Origin of the sequence: Arthrobacter sp. 135MFCol5.1, from assembly GCF_000374865.1 — a bacterium.
Lineage (GTDB): Bacteria > Actinomycetota > Actinomycetes > Actinomycetales > Micrococcaceae > Arthrobacter.
This window is the reverse complement of the sequence record NZ_KB895452.1, coordinates 222,086-242,655: the sequence shown is the minus strand read 5'-3', so window position 1 is coordinate 242,655 and position 20,570 is coordinate 222,086. Positions and strand designations below refer to the sequence as shown.

General features: G+C 62.2%; 18 protein-coding genes and 1 other RNA gene. 17 read left to right on the top strand and 2 right to left on the bottom strand.

All coding sequences use genetic code 11. The annotated features are described in order from the left end of the window. The first annotated feature begins 9 nt into the window (after positions 1-9). Positions 10-1,254, top strand: a complete 1,245-nt coding sequence (locus C563_RS21995; protein ID WP_081624094.1) for an oligosaccharide flippase family protein — start codon at positions 10-12, stop codon at positions 1,252-1,254. A 271-nt stretch (positions 1,255-1,525) separates the two neighbouring features. Here C563_RS21995 and C563_RS0101110 read toward each other — a convergent pair whose 3' ends face one another. Further along, entirely contained in the window at positions 1,526-3,709 is a 2,184-nt protein-coding gene (locus C563_RS0101110) for a lysozyme (protein WP_231369810.1), read from the bottom strand. 588 nt (positions 3,710-4,297) lie between these two features. Between C563_RS0101110 and C563_RS0101105 the strand changes: the two genes are divergently transcribed. The 15 genes from C563_RS0101105 to ssrA all read left to right on the top strand — a co-directional run bounded on the left by C563_RS0101105 (position 4,298) and on the right by ssrA (position 17,367). Further along, entirely contained in the window at positions 4,298-5,599 is a 1,302-nt protein-coding gene (locus C563_RS0101105; protein ID WP_155845065.1) for a hypothetical protein, read from the top strand. Between the two features lie 41 nt (positions 5,600-5,640). Then, positions 5,641-6,897, top strand: a complete 1,257-nt coding sequence (locus C563_RS20760) for an acyltransferase family protein (RefSeq protein ID WP_196803298.1) — start codon at positions 5,641-5,643, stop codon at positions 6,895-6,897. Positions 6,898-7,041: 144 nt separating this feature from the next. Beyond that, the gene (locus C563_RS0101095; RefSeq protein WP_018760190.1) at positions 7,042-8,265 is read left to right on the top strand and encodes a CpaF family protein; all 1,224 of its coding nucleotides are present in this window, start codon (positions 7,042-7,044) and stop codon (positions 8,263-8,265) included. Continuing rightward, on the top strand, positions 8,262-9,119 hold the full coding sequence (locus C563_RS0101090) for a type II secretion system F family protein (protein ID WP_018760189.1): 858 nt from the start codon (positions 8,262-8,264) through the stop codon (positions 9,117-9,119). Before C563_RS0101095 ends, C563_RS0101090 begins: the two co-directional genes overlap by 4 nt. Further along, a complete protein-coding gene (locus tag C563_RS0101085; protein WP_018760188.1) occupies positions 9,116-10,057 on the top strand; it encodes a type II secretion system F family protein in 942 nt (313 codons plus the stop codon). Before C563_RS0101090 ends, C563_RS0101085 begins: the two co-directional genes overlap by 4 nt. Before the next feature lie 70 nt (positions 10,058-10,127). Beyond that, positions 10,128-10,376, top strand: coding sequence for a hypothetical protein (locus C563_RS0101080; protein WP_018760187.1), 249 nt, complete (start codon positions 10,128-10,130; stop codon positions 10,374-10,376). Between the two features lie 75 nt (positions 10,377-10,451). Beyond that, positions 10,452-10,796 carry a TadE family protein gene (locus C563_RS0101075; RefSeq protein ID WP_018760186.1) on the top strand — a complete coding sequence of 115 codons (345 nt, stop codon included), beginning with the start codon at positions 10,452-10,454 and terminating at the stop codon, positions 10,794-10,796. Next, positions 10,777-11,388 carry a hypothetical protein gene (locus C563_RS20755; RefSeq protein WP_018760185.1) on the top strand — a complete coding sequence of 204 codons (612 nt, stop codon included), beginning with the start codon at positions 10,777-10,779 and terminating at the stop codon, positions 11,386-11,388. Before C563_RS0101075 ends, C563_RS20755 begins: the two co-directional genes overlap by 20 nt. A gap of 35 nt (positions 11,389-11,423) precedes the next feature. After that, a complete protein-coding gene (locus C563_RS0101065) occupies positions 11,424-11,834 on the top strand; it encodes a pilus assembly protein TadG-related protein (RefSeq protein ID WP_018760184.1) in 411 nt (136 codons plus the stop codon). A gap of 77 nt (positions 11,835-11,911) precedes the next feature. Beyond that, positions 11,912-13,027, top strand: coding sequence for a peptide chain release factor 2 (prfB, locus tag C563_RS0101060; RefSeq protein ID WP_018760183.1), 1,116 nt, complete (start codon positions 11,912-11,914; stop codon positions 13,025-13,027). Between the two features lie 184 nt (positions 13,028-13,211). Next, the gene (gene ftsE / locus C563_RS0101055; protein WP_018760182.1) at positions 13,212-14,000 is read left to right on the top strand and encodes a cell division ATP-binding protein FtsE; all 789 of its coding nucleotides are present in this window, start codon (positions 13,212-13,214) and stop codon (positions 13,998-14,000) included. Then, positions 13,997-14,911: a permease-like cell division protein FtsX gene (ftsX, locus tag C563_RS0101050; RefSeq protein WP_018760181.1), complete on the top strand. Its 915-nt coding sequence runs from the start codon at positions 13,997-13,999 to the stop codon at positions 14,909-14,911. Before ftsE ends, ftsX begins: the two co-directional genes overlap by 4 nt. A 27-nt stretch (positions 14,912-14,938) precedes the next feature. Further along, positions 14,939-16,369: a M23 family metallopeptidase gene (locus C563_RS0101045; protein ID WP_018760180.1), complete on the top strand. Its 1,431-nt coding sequence runs from the start codon at positions 14,939-14,941 to the stop codon at positions 16,367-16,369. Positions 16,370-16,451: 82 nt separating this feature from the next. Continuing rightward, on the top strand, positions 16,452-16,925 hold the full coding sequence (smpB, locus tag C563_RS0101040; protein WP_026264249.1) for an SsrA-binding protein SmpB: 474 nt from the start codon (positions 16,452-16,454) through the stop codon (positions 16,923-16,925). Positions 16,926-16,998: 73 nt separating this feature from the next. After that, positions 16,999-17,367: a transfer-messenger RNA gene (gene ssrA / locus C563_RS21990) on the top strand. A 122-nt stretch (positions 17,368-17,489) separates the two neighbouring features. Here ssrA and C563_RS0101035 read toward each other — a convergent pair. Beyond that, entirely contained in the window at positions 17,490-19,640 is a 2,151-nt protein-coding gene (locus tag C563_RS0101035) for an acyltransferase family protein (RefSeq protein ID WP_018760178.1), read from the bottom strand. Positions 19,641-20,048: 408 nt separating this feature from the next. Here C563_RS0101035 and C563_RS0101030 point away from each other — a divergent pair, with 408 nt between their 5' ends. Beyond that, positions 20,049-20,513, top strand: coding sequence for a pyridoxamine 5'-phosphate oxidase family protein (locus C563_RS0101030; protein WP_043423625.1), 465 nt, complete (start codon positions 20,049-20,051; stop codon positions 20,511-20,513). Positions 20,514-20,570: the final 57 nt, after the last annotated feature.

Here is a 20,570-nt window from a genome sequence, read left to right as displayed (position 1 = left end):
TTCTGCCAAATGAATAGGATGCTGCTCGCTAGGAGATTTGCGGGTTTCACGTTTGTGCCCCTTATTGGAACACTTGCGCCTCTACTGCTTCTCCCTGTCGCGGCGCGTGTCGGCGGATTGGACGGCTGGTACAGCTTGGCGGTGGGGCAATCTGTAGGCACTTTCGGTAGCATAGCGATTACTTATGGCTGGAATGTTTTGGGGCCTGCGCTGATTGCAAAATCGAAAGATGAGTGCGTCCGCCGCAGCCTGTGGGTTGAATCGCTTGGTGAGCGCCTCCTGATCTCCTGTGCCGTTGTGCCGGTTGCCACATGTCTGTCCTGGTCGCTTGGTGCCGAAGAATACAGGCTCTTCACTGTGGCCATGGCAGTGGCGTTCTGCCTCAACGGGCTGACACCTAATTGGTATTTCATCGGGGCCGGTGAGCCTAGGGGTATGGCTGTCTACGATATGATTCCACGTCTAGTCGCAACCTTACTTGCCGCATTACTCGTTTTCCTTACGCAGTCTCTCTGGTCCTACCCGCTTTTGTGGATCCTTTCGTCTATAGCTGGGCCACTTGCGATTCAGTACAAATTTGGATGGCCCCCACTTTTTAGGGGGCGGAGTATTTCTGATATTCGTGAAGGACTACGAAAAAGGCTTGGCGTTGCCAGCATTGATGCTTTGGGCGGAGTGTATGTATCTGCGCCCGTTCCTCTGGCAGGGGCCACCGGAAGTACATCGGTCGCCGGAAGCATAGCCTCGTCCGACAAGCTGTACAGGTTCGGGCTCATAGCTGTTACTACTCTTGGCAATACTTTGCAGGCTTGGACTCTAGATCCCCACGCAGATAGTCCCCGGCGGCGTCAGGTTGCCGCAATCTTCGCTCACTGCGCTCTTGGACTGCTCGGACTACTGGCGTTAGGCCTTGTCGGTGAATTTGGGACCGCCTTGCTTTTTGGTGATGAGGTTAAGGCCGCTAGTTCTACCATGTGGTTCTACGGCGTCGCCTTCTTCGCGGTCTCTGTGTCCACCCCCTTGATCCGCAACCTGCTCATACCTTCGCTGAAGACTCGTTTCGTCCTTGCCGGAACGGCAATTGGAGCGCTGGTAGGCGTGATAGCTATGTTTACGCTGGGACGAACCTTTGGTGCCAACGGTGTGGCCGCCGGTTTCATGCTGAGCGAGGTAATGCTCGTCGTCGTTATACTGCCCCCGGCCCTGCAGCACCTATCCCGCATTCCACGTTTTTCGGCCGGTGTGAAACAGTAGTCTTGGCCTGTCCAGCAGGTAAGTTCGACTTCCTCACCGAATGTCCGTTGTCGTCTGGGTAATTTTGGGATCAAAACAGACTTCGCGACTTTCTTGGAGTCCCATATAGCCCCAGCGTCTCTCGAATCTATGGGAAGTGCGCGGCATGCCGCATATGCAATGAGCCCTTTTGATCAGCGACCATGCTGTGGACCTTCGGGCCGCATAGAACGCTCCTTTTTATCCAATGAGTCGTGTTTTGCCATACCTTTGAATGACAACTTGTTCGGTCCTAGTAGGTCAAGCTTCGGCATCCAAGCTGGGAATTGTTAGTGCTGAATGGGGATACTGCGACGCCATATGTGCAAACGCTGTATTTGCCTCGCGCCGTGATGGCTACGGTAGTTGAATACCCGTGGTCTCCGATGGTCTGCAGAACGGCGTTGACGTCTGACCGCTTGAGGTTGGCGGTGAACGGATACCCCTTCGTGGTGCCGTCAGGATACGTGATGTAGACGTGTACGGGGTTTGAGAAGCCAGGCATGGCCGGATCCAAGGTCCACCCCTGGGTTGTCAGCAAGGCCTGGCCGTTGGAGACCTGGATGCCTGCCGTGTCGAGGCTTCCCATCGTGGGCGGAGTCGGCCGCACGGTGATGTCGCGGCAGCCCAGCGCGGTAGGTCCCGCTGCGAGGGGGGCAACCCCTACGGCCTTGGCACACACGGTGTAGTTGCCAGGGGCGCTGATCGCGATCTGGGCTTGGTAGCCGTGGTTGCCGATCGTGTTCAAGGCGGCATTCACATCAGGCCTGGCAAGGTTCGCCGTTGCCGTTGCCATTACTGGATTGGCTACGGGTGTGCCGTCTTTAGCGGACACGTAGACGCTTACTGTGTTGATCTTTCCCGGGTAGCTGGGATCCAGGGTCCAGCCGGTCAATTGGAGGTTTGCGGTGTTGGGTGCCTGCACGAGGGAAAGAGCATCATACGAACCGATGGGTGCCGGGCTGGCACCGATACTGATGTTCTTGCATCCAAGCGATAGATTCGAGTTTTGGCCTATGGCGTATGTGCACGCTTGGTAATTTCCGGGCGCTGTTAGGGTCACCTGGTAGTCAAAGCCGTGGTTGGATCCCAGGCCGGTAACAGTCTGAACATCCGGCCGGGAAGTATTTGCGGTCATCCGGTAGCCGGTGGTTGTCCCGTCTGGGCCGGTTACGTAGGTGTCCGCGTACGTGCTGGCGGCAGGGTTTGCCAGATCTACAGCCCACCCTTTGAGCTGGAGACTGACTTTGTCAGCAGTTCTTACTTCGCTGAGGCTCTCAAAATTTCCAATCGGGGCTTCGACGCCGGAAGCGGTGATGGACTTGCAGCCAAGAGAGGTGTTATCGAAGGTACCGATGGAGTAGGCGCAGGCCTTGTAATTTCCCGACTTGGTGATAGGTATCGTCCCGTCAAAGCCATGGGACGAACCGTAGCCGAAGACATTGTTGACGTCGGGTCGGTAGGCATCCGCTGTCCAGGGATAGCCTGTAGTGGTTCCGTCCGGGCCGGTGACGTAGACATGCGTTTGGTTCGACGCCGGAATGTTGGCCAGATCTACCGACCATCCACGGGCTCTAAGGCTGACGTCGCTCCCGTTCTTGACCACGGAGAGGTCGTCGAAGCTGCCGGTGGGCAGGGCGACTCCGGCGAACCGTTGCAGCGATGCGTAATCGCCGTTCCACACGTTGGAGTCTCCGGCCATCGGCCCCGTGCTGCTGTACTGCCAGACGCTGTAGGTTGCCCAGCTTGCTGGAACTGCGCCGGCGTCGTTCGTCGGTGAACCGGGGTAAGCGGCAACCCACAGCGGGTAGTCACCGAAGCCTGTCTGATTGCCGAGGCATTGATTCCACCAACTCGTGTTGGTGTAGATCATGGGCAGCCTGCCGGTCATCGACCTGACCGTGTTTCCAAAGTCCTGAACCCAGGCAGCCAGCTGTCCCGGGGACATGTTGTAGCAGGTGTTGCCGAAGTAGAAGCCGTTGATGGTCCTGCCCTCGTACGGGTTAAATTCAAAGTCGAGGACTGGTGGCAACGTATATCCGTCCGGGGACCACCCCCCGCCGTTGTTGACGAAGTATGTGGCTTGGTCCGCTCCAGACGACCAGTTCGGAATTGCGAAGTGGTACGCCCCGCGGATCATCCCAACGTTCCGGGATCCCTGGTACTGGGAGCTGTAGGCAGGGTTTGTGTAGTAGTTGCCCTCAGATGCTTTCACATAGGCAAAGCGCGCTCCCATGTTCCATTGCTGCTGCCAGTCAACGGATGATTGGTAATAGCTGACGTCCAGCCCCTGGACACCGAAGGTGGGCATCCACGAGCCCTGCGCGGACAGAGTTTCGATGCTGTTGGGCTTGGTAGCAGTCGCAGAAGCGGCGGACGTTACCCGAGCTGAACGCTGGCCCATTTGTGCGCCGCCGGGTCCGATGGCCTCGGCCATTGACTGGGGCTGTGGTGACGGTTTGGCCACGGGGCCCTGGGTCGGACCGGGGGAGGGCTGTGCCGTGCTAGGCGCAGCCGTTGCCGTGGGCGCGGCCGACGGTGCGGCCTGTGCGGTGGGAGACGACGGGGAGGGGGTTGGGGTAGGGCTCGATTCGAGCCCTACGGCGGGGCTGCTGAGGCCCGGGCCTACTACGAGTGCAAGCGCAAGCGGAACCACCCCTAGGTACTTCAGGAATGGGGTACGGGACTGAGACAGGTTCCGCTTCATATTGGCTCCGGACGGCAATGCGCGCTCCCCCGAACGCCCATCTGGTTTACTGTGCCGTGGTCCCCCCAGGGACCAGCCGAACACAGTTACTGACACTTAACGCGCTCACCATAGCATCGTGTTGCGTGGGGGACCAGTGGTAGGCGTGTTTCTGCTGGGGCTCGTGTGAGGTTTCGGCGTCGGGTCCGCCCTTGGGCTTTGATTGAATCGCCGGCGTATCCGGTAGCATTCATGAGGCGCGTCCCGAGAGAGCATTCGTTGACCGCGCATCCATTACTAGCCGGCTTAGTACGCTCAACGCCGGGGTCATAAGGGACGATGAACAGCAATCAGGGCTCTAACGCTTCCATGACGCTCGGCTGGAGGATGTCAGCGGCTCCTGTCGCTGTTTTAGGGGCCAGTCTGATTGCTTTTGCCCGCCTTAGCCCAACAGCTCAAGGCACCATCTGGGCAGAGGATGGAGCGGTATTCCTCCAGGATGCACTGGCCCGTCCTGGAATTCTCGGAGTTTTTGCCCCATACCAAGGCTATCTGCACGTGGTGCCGCGATTTGCAGCCGCGTTCGTCGTCCGCCTGTTCCCCGTCGATGCTTATGCCGTGGCCATCTCACTTCTGAGCAGCCTGATCACTGGTCTCGTCGCCTTGATGGTCTTCCATTGTGCAAGCGCCATATCGACACGCCTTGTACCTAGACTGGCGTGGGCCTCGATCACCATCATGGTGGCACCAGCAGCGTTGGAGACGCAGGGAAATTTTGCCAACCTGCATTGGTATCTGCTCTGGCTCGCTCCTTGGCTGCTTATCAAACAGGCGCGGAACAAACCTGAGGGCATTCTCCTGTTCGCTGCGGCCGCGCTCTCATCATTGACCGAAATACTGACGCTGATGTTTGTTCCGATCTTCCTTTACCGGTTTCGAGACCAGTGGTTGTGGCCTGCCAGGGCCGGGTTGTTGCTGGGTATCGCTTGCCAGGTCTTCACGACCGTGAGTTATCCCCGTTCCGCTCCGTTTGAGCCGGCAAACATACTGTCCGTGGTGGTTGGGTGGTTCCTCAACAGCAGCTCGGCCGTAGTGTTCGGTACGTCCAACCAAATTGCGCTTATCACTTTGAACTTTGGTGCGGTCCCGATCGTGTTGGCGGCGCTCCCTTTTTTCGCGGCTTTTCTCTTTCTCCTGTTTCGAGGCACAGCTGCCCATCGCGGCGTTGCCGTCGTCGCGGTTGTCGCTTCGGTGGGCGTTTGGGCTGCGGCCGTTCTTTTCAATTTCTCGAAAGAGTTCAACTACGCGGAATTCACGGCCGCCCAGTGGCATGAATTCCTTCTGGGCAGATACAGCGTAGTGCCGTCCATGTTTCTTCTTGTGCTCTTTCCCCTCCTGGCAGTTGCTTTGGAAAGAACATCCGCCAAGGCCGCAACTTCGGTGCTGACGGTCTTCGCCCTTTTGCAGTGCTTGTATTTCTTCCCCTCTTTTTCATTCCGCCAAGACGGTCCCGTCTGGGCTGTGGGAGTGGCGGACGCCCGCGCGGCCTGCGCGGCGAACCAGGCGATGGTTGCGCACGTGGTCGCAACGGCGCCGGGAAACTGGAAGGTCGATGTGCCGTGCGCCATTCTGCGAAGGTGAAACGCCTGTCACTCATGCCGTCCGCGAGGAAAGGACACACCTTGGACAACAATGTCGCACCTGCCCCGAGCTGGGGCCGGCGGCTCGCCGGCATTGAAGGCCTCCGGGCCGCCGCGGCTTTATCTGTGCTGGCCTACCATGTTGGCTTGATGGCCTCCGATGAAGTGCACGCCGGACCTGTCGGCCAAGTCATCCTCCCAGTCCTGGGGCAGGGGTTGCCCTTGTTCTTTGTCCTCTCAGGGTTCCTGCTGTTCAGGCCGTTTGCTTCGTCGCTTCTCCGCGGCAGCGAGCTGCCGTCATTCCGGCGATATGCAAGAAACAGGGTCCTCCGCATCTATCCGGCCTACCTGCTCATCTTCTGTGTGGCGTCGCTCGCCATGGGATGCGTCTACCTGGTGGGCAGTACGCACGGTTTTGGTCCGGAGAACGTCGGGCGCTTAACAGATCCGGCGAAATTCGTCGCCAATGCACTGCTGGTACACATGTTCATTCCCCAGTTCGTGATGAGTGGTCTGCCGGTGGCGTGGTCGTTGACGGCTGAAATCACTTTCTACGTGGCCGTCCCCGTCATGGCTTTGCTCGCCGCTGGGCTCATCAGGCGGGGGATGCCCAAGGCGACGGCGCTGGCGGTCCCGGCGGCCGCGCTGATTGTCATTGGCCTGGGCGTTTCCTTCTGGGGTCACCTAGTAGCTGACAACCTTGGTTATGCACAGCTCATTGACTTCGCATTTGGTCAGACGTGGACCGCCGTCCTGCTGCGAAGCTTTCTTGGGCAGGCTGACCTGTTTGGGTACGGAATGGCCGCCGCACTCATTGTTGTCCTGTTGAACGAGCGCGGCGTCCGGAGCGTGGGCATCCCTGCCAAGCTGTTCCTTGTGGCCGGAGCCGCCGCATCTCTGGTGGCCGGCGCGGGCGGAACAATGCCGTTTCTGTCCAACTTCGCGGGCGTGGCTTCGGCGTTGCTTCTCCTTGCGGTTGTTCTTCCCTCGTCCAGGAACGACGGGCCGAACCGGCTCGCGGCCGTGCTGGAGTGGTCTCCGATCCGGTTTGTCGGCCTCATTAGCTACAGCATCTACCTGTGGCATCTGCCGATCATCTTCTGGCTCATGCGACGGCAATTGACTGTCGGGTCGTCTGCCCTTGCGCTGCCGTTCAATGTGGTCTTGGTGCTTGGCATCGTTTTGCCGTTGTCGGCAGTAACCTACTTTGCCGTCGAACGCCCCGCGATGAGGTTGAAGAAGCGGCCTGCCAAGCGATCCGACCCGGCAATTGAAGACCGTGTTCCCAGCGCCAGCTAGCCCATACACCGGCACTTTCCGCTGAAGCACGGGCGACTTTGTCCACAGGGGCCGCCCATATGACTTGGCAGCGTGGTGTACTCTCCCTAGGCTGTAAGCCAATCGCAGTGCCTCCGACGGAGGCGGCATTTGTATGGGGGACATATGGACGCGCTGGGAATAGTCGAGGACGAGGTCCGTGAACTGATCCGCCGCCGTGGGTTGGATCCGCTCAAGCAAGCGGGTGAGGTCCGGCGCCTGGTGGAGGCTGCGGTCACGGATTACGACGAACGGGCACTGATGGGCCCGCTTCCGCCCATCGGCCCCCTGGACGCAGCGCGCAGATTCCTGTTCGACGCTGTGGCAGGGTTCGGTGTACTCCAGCCGCTGCTCGACGATCCTTCGATAGAAGAGATTTGGCTCAACGCGCCAAACGAGATCTTTGTAGCGCGCAACGGCGAGTCCGAACTGACGTCACTGAGCCTGACGGAGCAGCAGGTGCGTGATCTCGTCGAGCGCATGCTGAAAAGCTCCGGCAGACGGCTGGACATGTCCTCGCCTTTCGTTGACGCCGCCCTGCCTGACGGGTCTAGGCTCCACGTGGTCATCCCGGACGTCACCCGTCGCCACTGGGCGGTCAACATTCGAAAATTCGTGGTGAAGGCGAGCCGGCTCGAGCACCTTGTTGAGCTCGGAACACTGACACGGCAATCTGCGCGGTTCCTCGGGGCGGCAGTTGCCAGCGGCCTGAACATCTTGGTCTCCGGCGCAACACAGGCCGGCAAGACGACCATGCTGAACTGCCTGGCGGCCAGTATTGGAAGCCGGGAACGCGTGATCACGGTTGAAGAAATCTTCGAACTCCAGTTCCCGCTGCGTGACGTCGTGGGCCTCCAGTGCCGGCAACCCAACCTGGAGGGCGAAGGCGCGATCCCGCTCCGCCGCCTGGTCAAGGAAGCGCTGCGGATGAGGCCAGACCGGCTGGTTGTGGGCGAGGTCCGGGAAGCCGAAAGCCTGGACATGCTGATTGCACTCAACAGCGGGCTTCCCGGGATGTGTACCGTCCACGCAAACTCTGCCCACGACGCCGTCACGAAGATTTGCACGCTGCCGTTGCTCGCCGGGGAGAACATCTCCAGTGCGTTTGTAGTGCCCACAGTCGCTTCCTGCATCGATCTTGTGGTGCACTGCAGCAGACAGGCAGACGGGCGGCGGCAGGTCACCCAGATCCTCTCTCTGGGGCGCCGGGTGGAGAACGGAATCATTGAATCGTCCTTCGTCTTCACCCTGGAGGGCGGCGTCCTTCAGCCCAGGGCAAATGCAATGCCGGCCGCGGAAAAATTCTCCCGGGCGGGATACGACGTCGCCGCCCTGTTGGACGCACGATGATTTCCGCGATGGTGGGAGCTGTGGCCGGGGTGGGTTTCTTCCTCATCTGGTGGTCCTGCTGGGAGACTCCTGATGCCGGACGCCGGGAGCGAAAGCCAGGACGTATCAGCGACCTGCTCGTTGCCGCGGGCGTGGAGAAAGTATCGGCCCGTGGCCTGGTCGGGACCTGCCTTGGTCTGGGGCTGTTCATTGCCCTTGTCTTCTTCGCGCTCAGTCGTTCATGGCCGATTGCCGGCTGCTTCGGCCTCTTCGGATCGTGGCTGCCTGTCACTCTGCTTCGCTGGCGTGCACGAAAAAGGTCAGCGTTGCTCCGCCAGCTCTGGCCAGACGTCGTTGATCACCTTCGCTCGGCGATCCGTGCCGGCCTCCCGCTGCCTGAGGCCCTCATTCAACTCGGCGACAAAGGGCCCGAGGAACTCCGGCCCCTGTTCCGCGAGTTCGGAGCCGATTACCGGGCCGGCGGCCAATTCGACGGCTCCCTGAACAAACTGAAACACCGGCTTGCCGATCCTGTCGCAGACCGCATCGTCGAAGCCCTGCGCCTCACCCGTGAAGTGGGCGGCTCGGATCTGGGGCGGTTGCTCGGCACCCTGGGAGAGTTCCTCCGTGAAAGCGCCCGCACGCGCAGTGAGCTGGAAGCGCGGCAATCCTGGACGATCAACGCGGCCCGGCTTGCTGTTGCCGCACCGTGGATCGTGCTGGTGCTGCTGGCAACCAGACCGGAAGCAATCCAGGCGTACAACACACCAATGGGTGCTGCAGTCCTGCTTGGGGGACTGGTGGTTTCGCTCATTTGCTACACCGTCATGGTGAAGATCGGCGCGCTGCCCCAGGATGAAAGGGTGCTCCGATGATGGCCGTCCCGGCCGCCGCCATTGTCTGCGGAATCGGCCTTGGCCTCGGCTTGTGGCTGGTGATTTTCAGGTCCCCGCCGATGCGTGCCATGACGCTCTCTGAGCGGATCGAGCCCCAGCTTAAGTCGCAGAACCTGGAGTCGCGGCTCCTGAGCACGGGCGATCCGAATCTGACACCATTCGGCCCGCTGGAGCGGATTTTCCGTCCGGTCATCCGCGACTGGCTTTCCGCATTGGCCCGGCTAAACCCATCACCGGGAGCAATGGAGCGGCGGCTGGCCCAAGCGGGAATCGGCAAGTCACCCATTGACTTCCGTGCGGAACAGCTCCTTTGGGCAGCGGCCGGTTTTGCCATCGCCGTGACGGTCGTACTTTTGGGAGCCGCCGCAGGAAGGTTCAGTCCGATCTTTGCAGTGGCCGCAATCATTGGCAGCGCGGCGGCAGGTTTTGTTTTGCGGGACTACTGGCTGGGCGCCCAGGTGCGACGCCGGGAGGCGCGCATGATGGCCGAATTCCCCAGCCTGGCGGAGCTGATGGCCTTGGCTGTCAGCGCGGGGGAAAGCGCGACGGGTGCACTGGACCGGGTGTGCAGGAGCGCCCACGGGGAACTGTCAAAGGAGTTTGCGAAGATCCTCGCGGAGACGCGGGCAGGGAAGCCGCTCATCCGTGCCTTGGAGGAGTTTTCCGGACGTACTGACCTGGCGCCCTTGGTCAGGTTCGTTGACGGAATCATCGTTGCGGTGGACAGGGGAACACCCCTTGCGGAAGTGCTCCGGGCCCAAGCCCAGGATGTTCGTGATTCGGCCAAGCGGGACCTTATGGAGGCAGCGGGCAGGAAAGAAATAGCAATGATGGTGCCGTTGGTCTTCGGGATACTCCCGCTGACCGTGGTCTTCGCCGTATTCCCGGGCATAGCAGCGATCAATTTGGGCTTCTGAAGCTGTGGGCGGCCACTTGTCGTAAAGCAGCTCGTGCAAGGACACCGTATTCATCAGGAAAGGACGCAACATGAAAACAATGGGAAACCGTCTCGTGATGCTGTTTATCGGCATGGCCGCCGTCGTGCAGTGTGAACTGCACCACCCGGCGGACGGGCGCCGATCCACAGAACCGGGAGACAACCCGGAACGTGGGGACGTGCCGGGTTGGGTAATGATCACACTGATGTCCGCCGTCCTGGTAGCGGCTCTCCTGGCGCTCGCCGGCCCTGCACTGGAAGCCATGTTCAACCAGGCCATGGACAAAGTAGGGAACTGACCCTTGGCACGCTCCGCTCCAGGGCCTGAGGCGCGTCCCGGGCTTCGGTCTGAGGGGGAGCGGGGCTCGGCCGTCGTGGATTTTGTTCTGGTCGGCGGGCTGCTCACGATGTTCTTCCTCGCGATCATCCAGCTGACCTTGGTCCTGCACGTTCGGAACACGCTCATCGATGCTGCCGCGTCCGGCGCCCGCTACGGGACCCTGGCAGACCGCAACTCCGCCGACGCCGAGGAACGGACCCGCAGCCTCATCGAAACTGCCCTGAATCCCGGATTTGCCGAGCAGGTCAGCACCCGGGAAGTAGATCTTCAAGGAATGCGCACGCTGGAGGTGACAGTCCGGTCCCCGTTGCCGGTCATCGGCCTGATCGGTCCCCGGGAGATGCTGGAGGTGAAAGGGCATGCGGCCATCCAGCCGTGATCCGCTAGCGACAGACAAGCCGCCCCGCACCGCCAACAGGTTCCGTATCAGGACAAGGCTCACGGAAGCACTCTGCCGGGAACGGGCACCGTACGCCGGACAACATCCGGGAAATGCAAACGCCTCCGGCCTGGCGGTGAACCCGCCGCGTCCCAACCGGGAGGACGTGCAGCGGCACGTGAGCGAGCACGAACGGGGGAGTGCAGTCGTCGAATTCACCTTCCTGGCACTCCTGCTGATGGTCCCGCTGGTGTATTTCGTCATCACCGTGTCCCAGATCCAGGGCGGCTCCTTCGCCGTGGTGGGCGCCGCCGACCAGGCAGCAAAGGTGTACGTTGCCCAGTCCGACCCCGTCACCGCGCAAGCGGCCGCAGAGCGGGCGGTAACCCTGGCTCTTTCCGATTTCGGCCATGAACCGGGGCGGGCAACCATGACGACAAGCTGCCAACCAGCAGACTGCACTGCTGCGGGAAGTGCCGTCACGGTGACCGTCAGCCTCAGCGTGCCGCTGCCCTTCCTCCCTTTTGCGGAAGGACTGTCGGCCACGGATGTCCAGGCCTCCGCCACCCAATTGGTGGGGCGGTACCGGTGACACCCCGTGCGCAAAATAGCGAGGAGGGCCAACTGATGGTGATGATCGTCGGCTACGTGGCCCTCGCCTTGCTGGTGGCAACGGTCGTCATCGGAATATCCAGTGTTTACGTCGAACACAAGCGGCTGCTCTCCTTGGCTGACGGAGCATCGCTGGCGGCTGCCGACAGCTACATGCTCGGCGACGTCTCATCGCAGGGCGGAACTCCATCGGCTGTCCTCAACCCCGCCCGCGTGCGCAACGTAGCATCCGACTTCGTCGGCAGGAGCCCGGCCGCCCAACGGTTCGCCGGCCTCGCCGTCGCCCCCGGAACGGGATCGCCCGACGGTTCCACCGCCGTCGTAGTCCTCACCGCTGCGGTGCACCCGCCGGTGGTGAACTTCCTGATTCCCGACGGAATCCGCATCGAGGCCACCTCCACGGCACGTTCCCGGTTGACCCGTTGATGCCTGGCCCGGCGGTCCAATCCCCGGTGGCGGCCGGCGCCGGGCCGTAAGCCCCAATAGCGTAGGGTTAAACCACCATGGCCAATATTGATTTTTCCGCTGAAATCCGCGCCCTCCGCGCCACCTACGAGTCCATCGAACGCGTCTCCGACGTGGATGCACTTCGTGAAGACATCGCCGAGCTCAGCGAGCGGGCAGGGGAGCCGGACCTGTGGGACGACCCTGCAGCGGCGCAGAAGATCACCTCCCGTCTCTCCCACCGACAGTCCGAGTTGGAACGCCTTACCAACCTGGCCTCGCGTATCGACGATCTCGAAGTGCTGGTGGAACTGGGCCAGGACGAGGACGACGCCGCCTCGATGGGGGAGGCCGCGGCCGAACTCGAATCCATCAAGAAGGCCCTCAAGGACCTGGAAGTGGTCACCCTGTTGTCCGGAGAATATGACGAGCGCGAAGCCGTGGTGTCCATCCGTGCGGGAGCGGGCGGTGTCGACGCGGCAGATTTCGCCGAGATGCTGATGCGCATGTACCTCCGCTGGGCCGAGCGGCACGGCTACCCCACGACGGTCATGGACACCTCGTACGCGGAGGAAGCCGGCCTGAAATCGGCCACCTTCGAGGTCAAGGCGCCCTACGCTTACGGCACCCTCAGTGTCGAAGCAGGGACGCACCGCCTGGTCCGGATCAGCCCGTTCGACAATCAGGGCCGGCGCCAGACATCCTTCGCGGCCGTGGAAGTCATCCCGCTGATCGAACAGACTGATTCCATCGACATCCCGGACAACGAAATCAGGGTTGACGTATTCCGCTCGTCCGGGCCCGGCGGCCAGTCGGTGAACACCACCGACTCCGCGGTGCGCCTTACCCACATTCCCACCGGCACCGTCGTCTCGATGCAGAACGAGAAGTCACAGCTCCAAAACCGGGCCGCCGCCATGCGCGTGCTGCAATCCCGGCTCCTCCTGCTTAAGAAGGAACAGGAAGACGCGGAGAAGAAGGCCCTGGCGGGAGACGTCAAAGCCTCCTGGGGCGACCAGATGCGTTCCTATGTTCTCAACCCCTACCAGATGGTGAAGGACCTGCGCACTGAACACGAGGTGGGCAATACATCAGCTGTATTCGACGGCGAGATCGACGACTTTATCGACGCCGGCATCCGCTGGCGTACTGACAACCGCAACGCCGAAAAGTAGCCGGGCGGCTGCCGGGCGCGATCGGATCCGGCGACACGCCCCCGAAAGCCCGCCCTAGCGCCGGGCATCCTGCGTATAGTCGAGGGGCCGGGGCCCTACTTCCCCCAAACGAAAACCCGTGCACCGGCTGCAGAACTGGGCTGCATCAGAACAATCAGCCATGCCCTGCAGGGTACTTAGGGCCATGATCCGATTCGAAAATGTCACCAAGGTTTACGACCAAAAAGCCCGGCCTGCGCTGGACTCCGTCAACCTTGAGATTGATCGCGGCGAATTCGCCTTCCTGGTGGGAGCCTCGGGCTCCGGGAAGTCCACCTTCCTCCGGCTGGTGCTGAAGGAGGACCGCGCAACTTCGGGCGCCGTCTACGTCGCCGGCCAAAACGTTGCCAGGATTTCGAGCTGGCGCGTGCCGCGCCTCCGCCGTGGCATCGGCGTCGTCTTCCAGGACTTCCGCCTCCTGCCCCAAAAGAACGTCTTCGCCAACGTGGCGTTCGCCATGCAGGTCATCGGAAAGAGCCGCAGCGTCATCCGCGATACCGTCCCCGAGGTCCTCAAGACGGTTGGCCTCGAAGGCAAGGAACACCGCATGCCGCACGAACTGTCCGGCGGCGAGCAGCAGCGGGTGGCCATCGCCCGGGCCGTGGTCAACCGGCCCGGGATCCTCCTGGCCGACGAACCCACAGGAAACCTGGACCCCACAACGTCCATGGGCATCATGGGTGTGCTGGACAAGATCAACCAAAACGGAACCACGGTAGTGATGGCCACCCACGACGACGACATCGTCAACGAAATGCGCAAGCGGGTGGTCGAGCTCAAGAACGGCGTGGTGATCCGGGACGAAGCCAAGGCCCTGTACACCTCGATGATCCCCGTCGTCGGCCAGTCCAGGCGGCTCAAGGACGCCAGCGGCAGGGAAACGCCCGACGACGGCCTGCCGGGCAACGGTGCCGAAGGTGAGGCACGGCAATGAGGCTTGCATTCATCCTTTCCGAGATCGGCAGCGGCCTGCGCCGCAACCTTTCCATGGTGGTTTCGGTCATCCTGGTGACCTTCGTGTCCCTCACCTTCGTGGGCGCCGCCGGGATGCTCCAAATGCAGATCAACCAGATGAAGGGGTACTGGTACGACAAGGTCCAAGTAGCCATCTTCCTGTGCAGCGACGGTTCGACCGCGCCCGGGTGCGCGTCCGGGCCGGTCACCCCTGAGCAGCAGCAAGGCCTCAACGCTCTCCTGGAATCACCCGCCGTGGCGCAGTACATCAACGACTTCCAGTTCGAGTCCCGGGATGAGGCGTACAAGCACTTCAAGGACCAGTTCTCCAACTCGCCCATCGTCGATTCGGTTACCCCGGACCAGCTGCCGGCATCATTCCGGATCAACATGAAGGACCCCGAAAAATACCAGATCATCAGCGAGACCTTCTCATCGCAGCCGGGCGTGGAGACCGTGATCGACCAGCGACAGCTCCTCGAACGCCTCTTCTCGGTGATGAACGGCGCCTCCCTGGTCGCAGTGGGCATCGCCGGCGTGATGATCGTCTGCGCGATCCTGCTGATCGCCACTACAATCCGGCTATCCGCCTTCAGCAGGCGCCGGGAAACCGGCATTATGCGGCTTGTGGGCGCGTCAAAGACCGTGATCCAGTTGCCCTTCATCCTTGAAGGGGTCATCGCCGCAGTCATCGGTGCTGCGCTGGCCTCCGGCACGCTGTGGGCCGTGGCGCAGTTCTTCCTGGGTGACTACATGTCCCGCCAGTACCCGGACACCGCTTTCATTTCCTCGGGCCAGACACTGATCCTCGCGCCGGCGCTGTTGATCCTTGGCGGATCCTTGGCAGGAATTTCGTCTCTCTTGACCCTTCGCAGATACCTGCGCGTTTAGGCTATGCAAACCGACCAAGGAATGCTCATGAACGTAACCGATCAAACCTCTCCGCGCCGCCGGTTCCGCCGGGGGCGGGCCGCTGCCCGCCGCATGGGGATCGTCAGCGGTGTACTGGCCGTCATCCTTTCCGCCGGGATGGCCGTGGCAACTCCCGTGGCCTTCGCCGACGACCTCGAGGACCGCAAGGCCGCGCTCGAGGCCGAAGCGGCCCGTGTCCAGGCCTCCCTTGAGTTCGTCGATTCCAGGATCGCCAAGGCCGCCGGTGACCTGGTGATTTACCAGGGCCAGCTCCCCGGTGCGCAGCAGGCCCTCCTCGACGCGCAAGGCCGCGTGGCCAGTGCTGTGAAAGAATCGGAAGCCCTGGCGGCCCGGGTGGACATGGCCCAGCAGAACAAGGCCAAGATCACCCAGCAGCTCGAAACTGACAAGCAAAAGATCGCCGGTACCAAGAAGCTGATCGGCCAAATCGCCACCCAGGCCTACAAGTCCGGCGGCGTACCCTCCAATCTCTCCCTGTTCTTTGGGTCCAGCGGCGGCGGCAGCCTAACCGACACCATGGACCTCGCCGACCAGGCCATGCGCAGCCAGAACGCGGCGATGGACAAGCTCAACCAGCAGAACGCCACCAACGTCAACTCCGAAGCCCGGCTGCAGGCTGTGGAAGGTGAGATCAAGGACCTCAAGGCCAAAGCCGATGCGGCACTGGAACGTGAGAAGGCCGCCCGGGACGAAGCCGCGGCGAAGAAAGCCCAGGTTGACCAGCTGATCGCCGATACCACCCGCCTTGATGCGGAGCTCCAGGCGGCCAAACCCGGCATTCAGGCCCAGCTTGCGGGCGTCCAGGCCAACCAGAACCAGGTTGCCAATGAAATTGCCGAGCGCGACCGGAAGGCCCGTGAGGCCTGGGAAGCCGAACAGCGCAGGCAGGCTGCGGCTGCGGCAGCCGCAGCTGCCGCCGCAGCGGCGGCAGCGAACCGCCCGGCCCCGCCTGTCCAGCCGTATGTTCCGCCCGCAGCAGGGTCGCCGTCGGCCTTTGGCCTCCGCCACCCCTTCGACGGCAGTATCCCCATCACCTCCGGCTTTGGCTACCGCACCACCCCGCCGGGCACCATCGACTTCTATGGCACCGGCGGATACATGCACACCGGTATCGACTTCGGTGCGGCCTGCGGCACTCCTGTGTACGCTGCGGCAGCCGGTGAAGTCTTCAGCTCAGGCTGGAATTCCGCCGACGGCGGCGGCTGGCGCGTCAAGATCGACCACGGCGTGGTGCAGGGCAACACCCTGACGACCATTTACTACCACAACTCCAGCATCGTGGTTTCGAACGGACAAAGGGTCTCGCAAGGCCAGCTGATTGCCTACTCCGGCAGCACGGGCAACTCCACAGGCTGCCACGCCCACTTTGAAACCTGGCTCAACGGCGTCGCGGTTGACCCCATGGGACTGCTCTAGGGGCATGCTGCCCCTGCCGTAGACTGGTATAGCTCCGCGCCGCGGGCACGGAGCAGCCAACCTGAACCTGAGGAGTTTCCCCGTGCCTAAAGAAAGTGGCCGTAAGGTGGTGGCCACCAATCGCAAGGCCCGGCATGACTATCACGTGCTGGACACCTACGAGGCCGGCATCGCCCTGATGGGCACCGAAGTAAAGTCGCTCCGGGAGGGCCACGCCTCCATGGTGGATGGATTCTGCACGTTCTACAACGACGAACTGTGGATGGAAGCGATCCACATTCCCGAATACAACCAGGGCAGCTGGACCAACCACGCTGCCCGCCGCCGGCGAAAGCTGCTGCTGCACCGCGAGGAGCTCATCAAGATCGCCCACAAGGTCCGGGAATCCGGCTACACCATTGTCCCGTTGCAGTTGTACTTTGTGGACGGACGGGCCAAAGTGGAAATCGGCGTGGCCCGAGGCAAGCGCGAATACGACAAGCGGCAAACGCTGCGTGAGCAGCAGGACAACCGCGAGGCCCAGCGCGAGATGCGCGAACGCAACCGGCGCCGGTAGGAATTATTTCCGCATGGCATGCGTTAGTATTGATAGTCCGGCAGGCTTGCCAGCCGGTTTGGTAACAAAATACGGGGATGATCGGTTTCGACGATGTTAGTCGCGACAGGTGAAGCGGGCCGAGGATGCAGAATTATCTCGTAAACGCTGTCTGCAAACCAATAAGTGCCGAATCTAAGCGCACTGACTTCGCTCTCGCTGCCTAAGCAGTAAGACAGTCCGTCAGCCCGGGGTTGCTATCGCCCCGGATCCTGGCGTCATTTAGATAGCCACTGCTGTTTGCTCCCGTCACCGGAGTAAACGGGACTCTTAGGTGACTGGGCCCGGATCAGCCAGCTGTTTGCAGCATGGCTGGGGCCGAGAAAATCCGACGCAAACTGCGCCCGGAGAAGCCCTGACAACACGACATCGGACGGGGGTTCAATTCCCCCCATCTCCACCCACGGCAAGGGCCGGGACATCCCACGGATGTCCCGGCCTTTGCCGTAACGCCCCGGTCCCAGGACCGGGGCGTTTTCGTTTGTTCGGCGAGGGCACCAGCAGCACCCCTCAGGACGCCGGGAACTACTGCCGGGCCTCGTTGAACCGCTGGGACAGGACCGGGACCAAGGACCGGATATAGCTGCGGGCGGCATGGTCATTGTCGAAATAGACCTGCAGTCCGCCAATGACCGCGTAGCAGCGCTGGCCGTCGCAGAACTGATCCGAGAGGTCGAGGACCTTTACATTGGGCTTGCCCATGCTTTTGGCGGCCTCCGCAACCGGGTCCGGCGCCAGCGCCTCCTCACGTGCGTTGGTGCAAGTGACGGGTTGCTGCGGGTTCAGCGACACGCAGTCGGGGCTGGTGCGGTGAAGGGTCAGTGGCGGATCCCGGAAGACGAAGACCCGGCTGCCTGCCGCTGTCCAGTCACCGAACCTTTTCGTCACGGAGTCCTTGTATTGATCCATTTGCGGCCGGCCTGTGCCGTCGTCGATGGTTTCACCTGCCCCGAAAGAGGAAACGAAGATCATGTCTGGCTTTTCCTTGACGATCCGGTCGGAGACCTGGGTGCTCCAGCCGAGGCACCGCTGCTGTGCATGCGGGTCCGTGGCGGGCGCGCCCGCCACGGCCACCCGCTTTACGTCGACGAACGGACAACCGCCCAGCAGGGATTCCTTCAGCTTCCACTTGTGCAGCCGTGCGAGCTCGTACAGCCCGGCCTTCCACTGCTCGGCATGCGAGTCTCCTACCAGCCAGACATTCGCCTCCGGCTGCACCCCTCCGGTGAAGTCGCACTCGGCGAGGACCTGCAGGTCCTCGTAGACAACCGGATCCGCGGACGGGTGGCATTCGGGCGCGCTGAACCAAGGCGCTTCGTTCTGCCCCACATTGGCGACTTTGGCTGCACCAAAGGGGTCGCTGCAGTTGTTTCGCGGGTCGAGGCTGCGCGCCCCGTGGCAGGGTTCGCCGATGAGGCTCTCCAGCTTCGCCGCTTCAGCAGCCTGGGCTTTCCCAAAGTTCAGCAGGAGCCCGCCGCAGAGTGCGGCGACCACTGCTGCAGCGACTGCCATTGCCGCAAAGACACGGATGGGTTTGGCTCCGCGGAGCAGCTTCATGCGGCCCGGATCTTCAATGAATTTCTTGGAAAGGTACGCCAGCGCAACGGCCGCCACCAGGAGGACCGCCTTGTCCCGTGTCCCCAGCGAGTGGCCCACGAGCGCGGGTGCCAGGACGATCAGCGGCCAATGCCACAGGTAGAGGGAGTAGGACACGTCACCCAGAAGCTGGATGGGCCTTGCGGACAGGAGCTGGTTGGGGGACCAGAACGGACTGTTGGGCCCGGACGCGATCACAAGGACCGTGCCCGCAACTGGGACCACCGCGGCGAAGCCTGGGAAGAAAGTCTGCTCGTTGTAGGCCAAGGCCGAATACGCGATCAACCCGTATCCGAGATATTGGGCGGTGCCGGAGATGGCCAGGTGGTGGTCGGGCAGCCGCAGTCGCAAGGCTGCCATTGCGTGGGGGCCTCCGAGGGCTATCAGTGCGCCTGCGCCGAACTCCCAGGCACGTGCGGGCGTGACAAAATAGGCCGGGCTCCGGTTGGAATAGGTAAACCAGATGCAGAATGCCAATGCAAGGGCACAGACCAGAACGACACCCAGTGCCAGTAACGCCCGCCTGCGGAGGCGGAAGCGGATCGCGGCCAGGGACAGCCCCAGGAACAGCAGGGGCCAGACCAGGTAGAACTGTTCCTCCACCGAGAGGGACCAATAGTGCTGCACCGTCGAAGCGGCTTCGTTGTGGGCCGAGTAGTCAACCGACTTCGCCGCCAAAACCCAGTTTTCCACGTACAGAACCGACGCAATGGTTTCCTGCGCAATGGCGAGCCAGCGCGAAAATGGCAGCAGTGCCCATGCAGCCAGCAGGGAAACCGAGGCAACGAGGGTTGCGGCAGGAAGCAACCGCCTGATGCGCCGGGAATAGAACTGTCCGAGATTGATGCGGTTTGACCGCTCCAGTTCGCCGAGCAGGTGCTTGGAGATCAAATAGCCTGAGATCACGAAGAACACATCGACGCCGACGTACCCGCCGGGAAGCCGTGCCGGCCACAAATGGTTCAGGACCACAAGCCCCACCGCCAGTGCGCGAAGTGCCTGGATATCCTTGCGGGTTGCGTTGACGGCCTCTGTCCGCCGCATTTCCGCGCGGGTTCGCAGGACAACGTGTCCGGTCACAGGTACTCCTTGTCGATCTTCGTTTAAGCGCAGCGCGCCTGCCGTGCCGCTGGCGGCATGCGTGGAGGGCCTCCAGGCTGTGCACACAGTGCTTGGCGTGTTCAGGCGACATCCGGAGATGGAATGGCGCCGGCAGCTTCTCGATGCCCGCGTGCGGTGTCCTGCGCGCGGAAAAGCCTGGACGAATACCGGCCGCCTGGCGGCGGCGGAGTCGGTGAGGTCATGAATCAAGCGAGCCCTGCGTCTGGGCCGCTGTTGCAACCCCCCGGGGTACTCTAGCACCGCGGCATGCCTGCGCCGGTGCCCACCGGCTTCCAAGGGGTTCCCACCCGCTACCCCGCCACCGGGACAGCGCCCGGGCCTAAATGCTCTAGTGGCATGTTCCGGCACACGGCTACTGTCGACTTTATGCACAACGATCCGCCGCAAACGCCCACTGAGCTCCTGGACCCAGGCAGCTGCTGGGACCTCCTGCGCGGTGTCTCGGTTGGGCACCTTGCCGTGTTCGTCAACGGCTACCCGGAAGTCTTCCCCGTCAACTACAAAGTGGATCAGCAGTCGCTGGTCTTCCGCACGGGCGAGGGAACCAAGCTGCGCGCCGCCGGCGGCCCACTCGCGGTCGCGCTTGAAGCCGACGGGAACGACGACGCCAAAGCCTGGAGCGTGCTGGTCAAGGGAAAAGCCGTCGTCCTGGAGCCCTCCGATGAACTCCTCGCCGGAGCAGGCCTTACCCTGTTCCCTTGGCAGGCCGGGCAGAAGGATCACTTCGTCCGGATCGTCCCCACTTCGATAACCGGCAGGCGCTTCACCATCACGTCGCCGCTGACCTGGTGGAACCACGTGGGGCACGGCACCCGGCACGAACCCGTATAGGCTCTGGAAACGAGGGGCGGGCCCAACGGCCCTGTCCGGATTCCCGTGCGTGCTGGT